The 12103-nt window shown below is 43.4% G+C and carries 13 protein-coding genes; 7 read left to right on the top strand and 6 right to left on the bottom strand.

All coding sequences use genetic code 11. The features are described from left to right. Positions 1–50: 50 nt before the first annotated feature. The gene (locus ACQKMP_RS03805; protein ID WP_231573481.1) at positions 51–488 is read right to left on the bottom strand and encodes a MarR family transcriptional regulator; all 438 of its coding nucleotides are present in this window, start codon (positions 486–488) and stop codon (positions 51–53) included. A 259-nt stretch (positions 489–747) separates the two neighbouring features. Between ACQKMP_RS03805 and uvrA the strand changes: the two genes are divergently transcribed. Beyond that, complete coding sequence (gene uvrA / locus ACQKMP_RS03800) at positions 748–3252, top strand: excinuclease ABC subunit UvrA (RefSeq protein ID WP_427469207.1); 2505 nt, start codon at positions 748–750, stop codon at positions 3250–3252. Positions 3253–3263: 11 nt separating this feature from the next. Here the strand turns inward: uvrA and ACQKMP_RS03795 are convergent, their stop codons facing one another. After that, positions 3264–3386, bottom strand: coding sequence for a hypothetical protein (locus ACQKMP_RS03795; RefSeq protein WP_427468844.1), 123 nt, complete (start codon positions 3384–3386; stop codon positions 3264–3266). Between the two features lie 130 nt (positions 3387–3516). On the opposite strand from ACQKMP_RS03795, the gene ACQKMP_RS03790 reads away from it, so the two are divergent. Continuing rightward, positions 3517–4530 carry a LacI family DNA-binding transcriptional regulator gene (locus ACQKMP_RS03790; protein ID WP_427468843.1) on the top strand — a complete coding sequence of 338 codons (1014 nt, stop codon included), beginning with the start codon at positions 3517–3519 and terminating at the stop codon, positions 4528–4530. 20 nt (positions 4531–4550) lie between these two features. Next, positions 4551–5081 (top strand): HAD family hydrolase, encoded by a 531-nt coding sequence (locus tag ACQKMP_RS03785; protein WP_339247115.1) that lies wholly within the window; start codon positions 4551–4553, stop codon positions 5079–5081. A gap of 136 nt (positions 5082–5217) precedes the next feature. Here the strand turns inward: ACQKMP_RS03785 and ACQKMP_RS03780 are convergent, their stop codons facing one another. From ACQKMP_RS03780 to ACQKMP_RS03770, 3 genes are all read right to left on the bottom strand, one after another. Further along, positions 5218–5787 carry a YdeI/OmpD-associated family protein gene (locus tag ACQKMP_RS03780; protein WP_042187021.1) on the bottom strand — a complete coding sequence of 190 codons (570 nt, stop codon included), beginning with the start codon at positions 5785–5787 and terminating at the stop codon, positions 5218–5220. A 3-nt stretch (positions 5788–5790) separates the two neighbouring features. After that, positions 5791–6306 carry a DinB family protein gene (locus ACQKMP_RS03775; RefSeq protein WP_339247117.1) on the bottom strand — a complete coding sequence of 172 codons (516 nt, stop codon included), beginning with the start codon at positions 6304–6306 and terminating at the stop codon, positions 5791–5793. A 79-nt stretch (positions 6307–6385) separates the two neighbouring features. Further along, on the bottom strand, positions 6386–7297 hold the full coding sequence (locus tag ACQKMP_RS03770) for a helix-turn-helix transcriptional regulator (RefSeq protein WP_042187025.1): 912 nt from the start codon (positions 7295–7297) through the stop codon (positions 6386–6388). Between the two features lie 171 nt (positions 7298–7468). Between ACQKMP_RS03770 and ACQKMP_RS03765 the strand changes: the two genes are divergently transcribed. The 4 genes from ACQKMP_RS03765 to ACQKMP_RS03750 are packed head-to-tail and all read left to right on the top strand — an operon-like array spanning position 7469 to position 10383. Further along, the gene (locus tag ACQKMP_RS03765) at positions 7469–8095 is read left to right on the top strand and encodes a TetR/AcrR family transcriptional regulator (RefSeq protein ID WP_042187027.1); all 627 of its coding nucleotides are present in this window, start codon (positions 7469–7471) and stop codon (positions 8093–8095) included. A gap of 1 nt (position 8096) precedes the next feature. Next, entirely contained in the window at positions 8097–8951 is an 855-nt protein-coding gene (locus tag ACQKMP_RS03760) for an ABC transporter ATP-binding protein (RefSeq protein ID WP_339247123.1), read from the top strand. After that, on the top strand, positions 8948–9661 hold the full coding sequence (locus ACQKMP_RS03755; protein WP_042187031.1) for a hypothetical protein: 714 nt from the start codon (positions 8948–8950) through the stop codon (positions 9659–9661). Before ACQKMP_RS03760 ends, ACQKMP_RS03755 begins: the two co-directional genes overlap by 4 nt. After that, entirely contained in the window at positions 9658–10383 is a 726-nt protein-coding gene (locus ACQKMP_RS03750) for a hypothetical protein (protein ID WP_339247127.1), read from the top strand. The genes ACQKMP_RS03755 and ACQKMP_RS03750 overlap by 4 nt, the downstream gene beginning before the upstream one ends. Here the strand turns inward: ACQKMP_RS03750 and ACQKMP_RS03745 are convergent, their stop codons facing one another. Further along, the gene (locus tag ACQKMP_RS03745) at positions 10384–12039 is read right to left on the bottom strand and encodes an AraC family transcriptional regulator (protein ID WP_339247130.1); all 1656 of its coding nucleotides are present in this window, start codon (positions 12037–12039) and stop codon (positions 10384–10386) included. It abuts the gene before it with no gap. Positions 12040–12103 lie beyond the last annotated feature (64 nt).

Here is a 12103-nt window from a genome sequence, read left to right as displayed (position 1 = left end):
AGTCATTCGACTCTTTGGTTATCGTCCTTTTAAGTTTATAACTATGAGCTTTAAGAAGAAGACTTACTACGCGTTGGGGAACTGAGATGATCAATCTGCTCGTCTAGAACGGTGCTGGCTTTGCCTAAAAATTGTGAAATGAGGGCAAGTTCTTCATCCGTATAGGAAGCAGCCAATTTAACCATAGCGGTATGAAGTGGCATGTACGTGTCAATGACATCTTCTTTATTTTCATACAACGGGACAATAATTACTTTACGGCGATCATTAGGGTCATTTTGTCTGCGAACGTATCCGTTTTTTTCGAGACGATCTATTAATGCAGTAACGCTACCTGTGGCAAGTCCAGTTAGTTTGGACAGCTCTCCAGCGGTAATGGGGCCTTTTTCACGCAGGATATCCACAGACAAAAAATCATTATTGTATAACCCAAGAGAGGCGGCTACGTTTTGCTGGTATACCACCGTTCGGGTTCCCAGACCACGCATGAGTAAGGTGAATTGTTCTTGCTCTGGTGTAGGTTGTGCTTGTTCATGGCTTGACAAAGGATAACGCCCCTTTTAAAATCTTTATATCTCGTCAATCGAGATATTTGATTATGAAGTTATTTTAAAATGTGTTATTTTACAAATACATTCTATCGAATTAAGCATACTTTTGCAAAAAAAGTAGTATGACAGCATTCGTAAATGGTTATGGATAAGAGATATATCTAGTGTGATTGCTTTAATTGAGAGGGGAATCATGGTGAAAGAAGCTATTGTTATTAAAGGTGCACGAGAGAACAATCTGAAGAATGTCTCGCTCACGATTCCTAAGTATAAGCTTGTTGTTCTGACGGGACCTTCGGGATCAGGAAAATCGACGTTAGCTATGGATACACTTCAGCGGGAATGCCAAAGACAGTATTTAGATTCCATGGGCATGACTTCAGATACGATCAGTAAACCAAAGGTCGAGTCCATTGTTGGACTGTCTCCATCCATTAGCGTTGGACAGCATGTTACGAATCGTAATCCACGCTCGACAGTAGGGACTGTAACTGACATCTATACCTTTGTCAGGTTTATTTTTTCTAGATTAGGGGAGCGGATTTGCCCTTCTTGCAAGGGTAGCATACCACCTTCTTTTGAAGCGAGGGGGCTACTAATAGAAGAAGACGAGGAAATGGAAGGTCAGTCGATGGGCTGTCCGCATTGCGGAGCTGAGCTTGAGAAACTTGGCATGTCACATTTTTCCTTCAATAAACCGGAAGGGGCTTGTGAAGCTTGTGGTGGACTTGGGTCTGTGGCGACTATAAATGAAGCAGCGGTATTTAATCCAGAGCTTAGCATGAAAGAGGGGGGAGTAGCTTCTCTGAATGGCGTTCATCGGGATATACAGATGCGGATATTAGTAGCGGCGGGAAAACATTTCAGATTTGTGTTTGACCCGGATCAACCGTTGAAGGATTACGGTGAGATTCAGCGTGATTTGCTCTACTACGGTGTGGAGAGTGAAGCTTTTAAACGCCATTTCCCTAATATTAAGCCAATCCAAGGGACGAAGTTTGAAGGTGTTATACCCGGTTTGTGGCGGCGGTATAAGGAGAAGGAAGGGGAGGCTGGTACGCAGGAGAAAGATGGCGGATTTTTTCATGAGCAGCAATGCCCGGAATGCCTAGGAGCTCGCCTGAAAAAAGAAGTTCGTCTAGTTCGAGTAGCTGACGCATCGATCATAGATGTATCCGACTGGTCGCTTAGTGAGGTATATGAGTGGACGAAAGGACTGGAGGCGGCACTGCCTGCCGAAGGACTACATCTACTTGAACCGATCCTTCATGATATGCCTACTAGACTAAAGCGGATTATCGATGTTGGCCTAGGTTATCTTTCCATGAACCGGCAGACAGTCTCTTTATCTGGCGGGGAAGCACAGCGCCTGCGTCTAGCATCACTGCTGGGTTCAGGGTTGACCGGTGTGTTATACATTCTGGATGAACCGACGACGGGACTACATCCTCGGGATACAGTTGGCCTTATTCGTGTGCTTCAGGAGCTGCGTGATCTTGGGAATACTGTGCTCGTTATTGAACATGATATTGAGATGATGCGTGCTGCGGATCATATTATTGATATGGGTCCAGGTGCTGGATTGCATGGTGGAATCGTTGTTGGTGAAGGTGGTTTAGAAGATTTGATGGCAAGCGAGCTTTCGGTTACAGGAGCTTATCTCAGAGAAGAGCGTCTCGAAGTTCCCACACGTATTCGCCGAAAAGGGAACGGAAAGCAGATCACTATCCGGCAGGCACAGTACCGGAATATTGATATTCAAGAAGTCTCCATTCCACTTGGTTGTCTTGTATCTGTAACAGGGGTTTCGGGTTCGGGTAAGTCTACGCTTATATTTGATATTCTTGCGCAAGGAAGCTCTAATGGTCATGAACAAACAGGCTGTAAGGAGATTACGGGTCTAGGTGAAGTCGGGAGTATAGTGATCTTTGACCAATCACCCATGGGTAGGATGCAGCGTTCTAATGTAGCGACCTATACCGATGTATTTACACATCTGCGTCAGTTATTTGCGGCTTTGCCAGAGGCGAAGAAAAGAAAACTGACCTCCAAGCATTTCTCCTTTAACACACCGGGGGGACGGTGCGAAACCTGTCAGGGACTTGGTGTATTGTCCGTAGACATGAACTTTCTGCCTGATCTAGAAGTAAAGTGTCACGCCTGCAAAGGAAGACGGTTTACGGATGAGGTCTTACAGGTGAAGTATGATGGCTTCTCTATCTCAGATCTGTTGGATATGTCTATACAGGAAAGCTTGCCGATTCTTAAGCCGGAGGCCAAAATGGCCGGTATTATTGAGACGTTATGTGAGGTGGGTCTTGGATACCTTAAATGGGGACAATCTGTCAAAACCTTATCAGGCGGCGAAGGACAACGGATCAGGCTGGCCAAAGAGCTGAGCAAGCCATCTAAAAATCATACGCTCTATTTGCTCGATGAACCAACGACAGGTCTACATCCGTCAGACATCAAGCAACTTCATACCTTATTGAGCAAATTGGTAGATACGGGAAATACGGTTGTTGTTGTGGAGCACAGCTTAGAACTGATTCGGGAGTCTGACTGGGTGATGGACATTGGCCCTGAAGGGGGGACAGTTGGAGGTAGGCTTGTAGCTGAAGGCACACCGGAGCAGGTCGCTGAAGTACAGGAATCTTATACAGGGATGTTCTTGAAACGGATTCTGGCTGAGGGGCTTTAATCCATTTTAAATTAGATATCCATTTGGAAAAAAGAGAGTGCCCCGAAGCCATACAATTCATGGCTTCGGGGCACTTCTTTGTGTGTTCCGGCGTATTCACCAAGCCTAGCATTGAGCGGCAGAAGACGAAGCATCTAAACCTCCAAGAAAAATGAATTGAATTTATTGCTGTCGTCATAGTAACATTAGGTTAAGCGCTTAACTTATGTGAAGGGAGGATGCAAAGACTCCAATCCACTTAATATTTATAATGAGGTTAATGCCATGAAAACGACCACGATATATGATGTTGCCAGGGAAGCGGGCGTATCAATTGCTACCGTCTCCAATGCGATTAACGGTAAAGGAAAAGTAAGCAACAAGAAGCGAGATGAAATCCTTGAGGTGATGAAGCGGCTGCAATATCAGCCCAGTGTCATTGCTTCGGCACTAATGGGGAAGAAGACCTATACCATTGGTCTTCTTATTCCAGATGTCTCGAATCCCTTTTTTTCCGAGATAGCTAGAACCGTAGAGGATCTGGCACACTCCGAGGGGTATAGTGTTATTGTGTGCAGCACAGATAACAAAGATGAACGCGTAGAGAAATACATTCGGCTGTTGGAGCAAAAAAATGTTGACGGTATTCTGATCGGAACAGGTGTGGGAAATGCGGATATTTTGGCGCTGCATGTAGAGAAATCCTTCCCCATTGTTATGATTGCGCGGGAGACCGCAGACATAGCTGTCCACCGTGTATTGAACGATGACTTCAAAGGAGGCGCTATTGCCGCTGAACATTTGCTTGAAAAAGGTCATCGCAAGATGGCGGTTTTGTCCGAGGATTTCAATGTAAGCAGCAGCTTTGAGCGGGTCAGGGGTTTCCGCTTTGGATTATTTGAGGCTGGAATTTCACTGGACCCGAAGAATATCTTTGCGTGTGAGTCGAATATCAAAGACGGTAAACGGGTAGCATCCGAGATTCTCCGCGGCATGGAGCGTCCGACAGCATTATTCTGTTGCAACGACTTGCTTGCCATCGGCGCACTCCAGGCTGCGAAGGAAGAGGGAATATCTGTACCGGAACAGCTCTCTATCATTGGTTATGACGATACCATTTTGTCAACCGTGACGAATCCAACGTTAACAACTATTGCTCAACCGATGAATCAGATGGTGAAGATGGCATTTGATTTGCTGATCGGCAGTCTGGATCATACAGATGATATCAAGCAAAGAATTGTATTGCAGCCTGAACTGGTGATCCGAGAATCCACAGGCAACTCACCCATTAAATAAAGAGGACGGTTATTGAGAACATGGACGAGAAAAGGTTAATTATCTTTTTTGACAGCGGAGATACCATTGTTGATGAATCGACTGAAATTAGGGATGAAGAAGGAATCGTACAGAGTGCGGATCTGATTCCGGGAGCAGATATCACGATTCAGACCCTGTATGAGAGAGGATACACGCTTGCTCTGGTTGCAGACGGTGATGCGCAATCCTTCAAAAATGTATTTAAGCAGCATGGACTAAGCGATTATTTCAGCGCCATGATTATTTCCGAGAATATCAAAGCAGTCAAGCCAAGCCCGCGCATGTTTAAGGCTGCTATTGGTGCGCTTGATTTGTCTGAAGCGGATTTCTCCCGTACCGTTATGATTGGCAACAATCTTAGCCGTGACATGAAGGGGGCCAATGCGCTAGGCATCACCAGCATTTTTCAGAGCTGGACGCCCCGTTATTCCCATGAGCCGGCAGATGAGACTGAGCGTCCGACGTATACAGTTAGTGAGCCGCTGCAATTGCTAGAGTTGATTGAGAGGCTGAACGCTGAGCTCAAGTAAGCTGGAAGTCGTTCATTATGCTATTTTTCCATATTTAAATATAAAAAGAGAAACCCAAGGTCATGAGAATGACTGGGTTTCTCATCTTTATTAATCAATCTGCAAGAGTTACAAAGCATTCTTATGATCTAGCAGTTTAATAATTTAGAAGCCGTCCATGATCATGCCATTGACCGTACATTTTATTTTCTTTAGTGTTTTTTATAAATTTATCTAATTTACGCTTAAATAATTCTGGTTGATGTGTATTGCTTTGTATCGTGTCGATCCTGACTCTTTTATAAAGAGCGGGAAAGGTTAAGAAGTTCTCAAATACCTGCTGCTCCTCTTTTAACCTTTGTTCTATAACCCTATCGACTTTAAAAGAAGCGAGATTCATATCGGGAAGTAACTTTCTTCCTTCGTCACTCATTAACCCCAGTTTTTCGAGGCGGCGGACACGTTCTTTATTTAATTCTGTCCAAGAGCTTCGTTTGCTTCTGGGAGACAGTCGCTGCGCCAGCTCCGTTTCAGAAACTTTCTTTTTCACTCCATCGATCCATCCAAAGCACAAACATTCCTCAACCACATCCAAATATAGCAATGTTTCTGGGGTTGGCGTCATACTTACGAGTACCCAACAAGATTTTTCAGTCTTACAATTTTCCTGAAGCCAAGCTCTTAAATGTTCTCTCGATTTCACTTTAATTAGATTTTCAATCTGCATAAATTAAATAGCTTCCGCAGGCATCTGATACCAAAAAAGGGAATAGTCGTTCATGGTAGAAGCGTGTCCTAACTGACGTAACATAGTAGATATATTACCTCTATGATAAGTCCCGTGATTGGCGGTATGCAGCACAATTTCTGATAGACGTGTTTGCCGGATTCCAGCGAATGGGTTATCAAGTAGAATAGTCTTCTCCAAATCGGTTTGGTTTTGTATCCATTCTTTGTATTGTTCAGATAGCTGGGCAAAAAGATTAGCGTATTCATCAACCGAATCTAGAATGCTCATATTTAGCGGGATACTTTTTTGAAAAGCCTCAGGCATACCAGTGCCTGTTAAAACCAGATACCACATCGTATCCACCGCATAGATATGGCTAAGGGCATGAGCGATGGTGGGAAAAGAGCTATTCACTTCTTGATTTAGCACAGAGGGAGAGAGTTCCTTGATTCTTCCCAAGATCGTTTGGTTCGCCCAAATGTGGTAATTAAACATTTCTACTGGATGATTGGTCATTGTATGATCTCCTTTTGAGTTGTGATAGATTATTTTGTAGCTGTTGTTAATATAAAAGAAGAAGTATGACAGCAGACTGTCATACTTCTTCATAAAGATTTAGGGTATTTTGCAACTGCTTTTTTAAGATACCTCGCAGTGCAAGAGGCTCGAGGACTTCAGCGCCGCTGCCGAAACTTAGCAGAATTGACCATAGCCAGCGGGCTTCCAATGGTTTATACACAGGAATTCGCATCGTCATGCTCTCATCGGTATGAAATTCCTTATCTACCTGGTGAAATTGATCCAGCGCTTCTGCCAAAGCCTCAGGTCCCACCCGGATCACGACTTCCTCAACCTGATCGACCCTGTTTGAACAAACGGCCTCTATGGGTACCTCATGTTGGGAATGAAAGGTATTCTGTGTCAGAAGCAAATTCATCATCCGGGATAGCCGGAACTCTCGATAATCCTGTCGTTCCTGGCAATAACCATAGATGTACCAGTTGCTATATTTAAAATGAAGCTTTACTGGTTCCATATTACGGGCTGTGCGTTCGTTTTTTACATTGATGTAATCAAAACGGACGATATTTCGTTCCGTAATAGCCGTACGTAAAAGAGAAAGTGCATCGGGATCCATACGACGTGTTTCAAAATCCACCGCTAGACTAGAAGTCTGTTGTTCTGTTCCAATCGTTTGCAGCCGTTCAATGGTTCCTTGCGCTTGTTCGTCTTCAAACACGGAAGAGAGACTGTTCAGCACGGTAATCAAAGAAGTGACATCATAAGAACGGAGCAGGCTTTTATCCATTTTATATCCGTCCATGATGCCATATCCGCCTTTAGTTCCCTGATACGATACGACCGGGATGCCTGCGGCACAAATGACATCGATATCCCTATAGATAGTTCTCTGGGAAACCTGAAACTCTTCAGCCAGCTTGGAGGCAGATAAAACTTCGTGGTTCAACAGCTTGTAGATCATAGAAATCAAACGTTCCAATTTCATTTGTGTATTCCCACCCATTAGTCCATTTCGTGTTACTGCATGATTATAGCATAGATTTTTCAAGCTAATTTGGCGCTTACAGAGAAATAGATTGACAAAATATGGTTGTCGGGTTAACTTGTGAATATAAAATAAAATTATTCATAAAACCATAAAAGCGAGTTGAGATGTATGCCTAAGAAATTCACAGAACAAGAAAGAGAATGGATTAAACATAAATTGTTGACAGAAGGTCGCCGCTGTTTTGAAGTACATGGCATTAAAAAAACTAGTGTTGAAGAATTAACAAAAGCTGCCGGGATTGCGCAAGGTTCGTTTTACATGTTCTTTGGATCGAAAGAGGAATTGTTCTATCACATATTGCTTGAAGAGGAACAACGAATTCGTAGTACAATGTTCGATTCATTTAGCGTAGGCGTGCCTGTAAATAAGGAAGAAATCAGATTATTTTTACTGAAATCTTTCCGCATTATGGAAGAGAGTCCGATCGTCCGCCAGATGTTCGTAAGAAGCGAAATGGAGCAGCTATTAAGAAAGTTACCTAATGAGTTGTTGGAACAAAATTTTACAGAGGATAAAGACTTTTTTATTCCTTTCATTCAATCATGGCAAGCCGAAGGTATCATGGTTGGGATTGACCCGGAATTAATCGTAAGCATGATTCGCTCTGTAGTCCTTCTGTCTTTGCATAAGGAAGAGATCGGTGATGAACGCTATCAGGCAACTATAGAGCTTTTGATAGGGGTTCTGGCTGAGGGGATGACTTCTTTGAAAGATAATATGACTGGGGGAGTATGAAATGATCGAAGTGAAGGAGCTTCATTTTACCTACCCAAAAATAAAAGAGCCAACCCTTAGTGGACTTAACTTTTCCATACCTCAAGGAGAAGTGTTTGGTTTTCTCGGTCCTTCGGGAGCGGGTAAAAGCACAACACAAAAAATACTAATTGGAGTCTTAAAAAATTATCTCGGCAGCGTTAACGTAATGGGCAAGGAAATAAGAAATACCGGACCGGAGTATTTTGAGCGAATAGGGGTAGCTTTTGAGTTTCCAAATTTCTATTCGAAGTTTACTGCGCTGGAAAATTTGCAGCTATTTCGCTCTCTGTATTCAGGGAGAACAGCGGAACCGAGGTTTCTCCTGGAGCAAGTAAATCTCACTGAAGCTGCAAATTTGAAGGTCTCCCAGTTATCGAAGGGGATGAAGATGCGGCTGAATTTCTGTAGAGCACTCTTAAATAACCCGCAAATTCTATTTCTGGATGAACCCACTTCCGGGCTCGACCCCGTTAATGCGAAACGAATGAAGGATTTAATCCTGGAAAAAAAGGCAAATGGGACAACTGTAATTATTACAACACATAATATGCAAGCCGCTGAGGAGCTCTGCGACAGGGTCGCTTTTATTGTAGACGGTCAGATTAAGTTGATTGATTCTCCTCGGGAGCTTAAGCTTCTAAATGGAAAAAAACGAGTGCGGCTGGAATACCGCCATCATAATGAAGTTAGAAATGAGGAATTCTCACTTGATGGTATAGGGGAGAATGAATATTTCTTAAAGCTTGTTCGTGAACATCCAATAGAAACCATTCATTCGCAGGAGGCGTCTTTGGAGCAAATATTTATTGACGTAACTGGGAGGCAGTTAACATGAGATTCAGATCTGCGTTTGCCTTTGACATCCGGTTTCAATGGAGGCATGGGTTTTATTGGATCTACGTCATTATCTGTGCGTTTTATTTGGTATTGCTGCATCTTATTCCTGATCATTATCGAGAACAAACGATGTTGTTATTGACCTTTAGTGATCCGAGTGCTTTAGGGCTTATTCTCGCAGGGGGGATTGTGCTGCTGGAAAGAGACCAGGGCATCCATGATCCTTTATTTGTTACTCCGATTCGTGTTAGAGAATATTTGCTTTCAAAAGCAGGCTCATTGTCTGTACTATCCCTGTTAGCCGCTTGGGTTATTCATGTAGTAGCAAGCGGGATTCCGCAATCCCCGTTTGGCTTTTCTACTGGAATCATTCTAACGTCAAGCTTTATGACGTTATTGTCGATTGGAGTTGTGGCTCGTTGTCAGACAATTAATGGTTTCATTCTACTATCACAAGTATTCGCATTGCCTTTTATACTTCCATTGCTTGGTTATTTTAAGGTGTGGAACTCCAAACTTTTTTTATGGCTTCCTACGGAAGGAACACTTCGCTTGTTGAGTTCGGGAACCTCGGCTATGTCATTTGGCAATTACATCTACTCCATATCGATATTACTGCTATGGAATGTTGTGATATACGTATGGGCAAAAATGTCCTTCGAAAATCATGTAATGATGCGCATAGGTAAGGGAGGAGCAAGAAAATGAAGAAGTATCGTATGCTTTTTATAAGCGATATCCGGCATACTGGTTTGGACCCAGTGCTTATGGTCGGCATCTTTGCTCCTTTAGCACTTCTAGTCGTCTCAAGATTTGGATTTCCAATGATAGCCGATTGGCTTACGAACGGTTATGCTTTCGATTTATATAAATATAGGAGCTTTGCTGCGATTTTCTTAGTCATGACCTTTCCCATGCTAACCGGTATGATGACAGGTCTTTTAATGCTTGATGAAAGAGATGAGAATGTCATCTCTTATTACGCGGTTACACCATTAATGCGCAGAGGGTACATGGTGTATCGTCTAGTTCTTCCATCTCTTCTCTGTACATTTCTTTCATCGCTATTTTTTATAGTCTCCGGCTTATCTAGCTTCCAATTAGAGCATATATACATCCTTATACTATTAGCATTTGAAGCCCCTTGTTTTGCATTATTCCTAGCTTCTTTCGCTGCAAATAAGGTAGAAGGATTAGCTTTATCAAAGATCGGTGGTCTGTTTATAGCAGGACCAATCGTAGCTTATTTTGTTCCATCACCATGGCAATTTATCGGGGCGTGGATTCCTACCTATTGGCCTGCCAAGTTATTTTTTGTTATAGAAGCTTCTAGTGGTTTTATTGTGCTTGCATACTTTATGGTGGGACTTCTATTTCACTTGAGTCTTCTGAGCATCATGGTCAGGATTTTTATTAAAAGAGCTGATTGATTAGCCTCCTCCAAGCAGCTTAGGCAACAGCGTTAGAAGCTTTTCACGTGTTAAAGCATCTCCATAGTTCCATTTGCTTCCGTCAAGCAGATAAGCTTGCCCCTTACGTACAGCGGGTATATTCTTCCATAGTGAGCTGTCTAGTAGTTTCTCCATAGCAACTCGCGAGTCTTGACGTTCCGGAATAAGCATAAAGATATGATCTCCGGCGTAGAAAGGCAGCCTTGCTGGATCGACCTCTGCAAATCCTAACTCTCCATCGAGAATCGCTTTGATCTCATCTGTGGGCTGTAAACCGTTAGGGGCATAGAGAGCAGTAGACAAACCGGACATTCCCATAGCATATAGATGATTTCCATGGTCATAAATCAATGCAGAAGCTGTTTCTCCAGGTCGAAGAGTATTCATATAAAGCTGCTGCCACATGGCAGCATTTTTTGCTGCGAATGAATCCAGCCATGCTTCTGCTTCGTGCTGCTTACCCAACCAGCTTCCAAGTGTCCGCATACGGTGTTCAAGTGGAGCAAATGAATCAAAGGTAAGTGTCGGGGCGATGTCGACGACTGCTCGATAGGCCTTATCATCTGAATTAGCTATAATAATTAGGTCAGGATGTAATGAAGCGGTAAGCTTCGGATCCAGAGGAAAGCCAACGTTAGAGAGCTTCTTAAGTCGATGTTTATAGACTCTGTTCCATGCAAAGACCTCATCTCCTCCGATAGGCTTTATACCTAATGCGAGCAGATCGCCAAGCGTCTCACCATGGTAGACAATGCGCTTTGGACGCTCCGGAATATCCACCACATGGCCAGTCCAGTCTTCCACAGTAAGCTTCCGACCTTGCTGATGCGCATATTGTCCGGGTGTAATTCCAGTCTTTTGACGAAACCGGCGACTAAAATAATATTCATCGGAGAAGCCAACCAGACGAGCAATCTCACGCAGCGGTTCAGAGGATTCCAGAAGGAAACGCTTCGAATGGTTAATGCGCAGTTCGGTCAGGTAATCGAGCGGTCTTTTTCCGGTAAGCTTTTGAAAGATCGGAGTATATTGCCACAATGTTATCCCTGCGAGCTCAGCCAGTTGCTTCACGGTGATACTCTCCGTATAGTGATCTTGCATATATTGGATGGTCTTTTCCACGGAATCCGCGGGACTTGGCACCTGCTCGGAAGGATAATTATGCTCAAAGAGTAAGAGCAGCAATTCTTGGAATTTTAATTGCCGCTTAAAAAAATGCACATCATCGGCATTTTTTTTGCTCATAAGCAGATCTTCCGCAAGGCGGATTACCCTAGTGAACGGGTGGACAATTAGCTCCTGCCTACCTGGAAGGAGTTCCTCTGAATAATATTCGGGAAACTCGGCGTTATTAATTGCTGTAAAAGTGATGAGATAATAATAAAGAGTCGTCTCTTGATTGTCCGTGCTATAGGAAGTTCCAGGAGATAGGAGATAACATGTATCTGTAGTCAGTGTTATGGTTTGATCGCTAAGGATCAGCTGTCCACTACCGCCAGTGAATATTAGAAGTCTATAAAAGTGAGCTGAAAGAGCCTTAGTGCAAGAGCCTGCCGGTTGAATATGTAGTTCCGCATCAGTCAGCTGAAACAGCAACGAGCGGAGCGGTGCAGCGACGGGTAATGTTTGCAGCAAGAGGAAGCCTCCGTTCATTTGGTGAGAATCATTATCAATTAATTCATTGTATATAAAATAAAGA

This window comes from Paenibacillus sp. NPDC101420 (assembly GCF_050277435.1).
Taxonomy (GTDB): Bacteria; Bacillota; Bacilli; order Paenibacillales; family Paenibacillaceae; genus Paenibacillus_AQ.
Note: the sequence above shows the minus strand (reverse complement) of the source record. Positions and strands in the feature narration are given on the sequence as shown.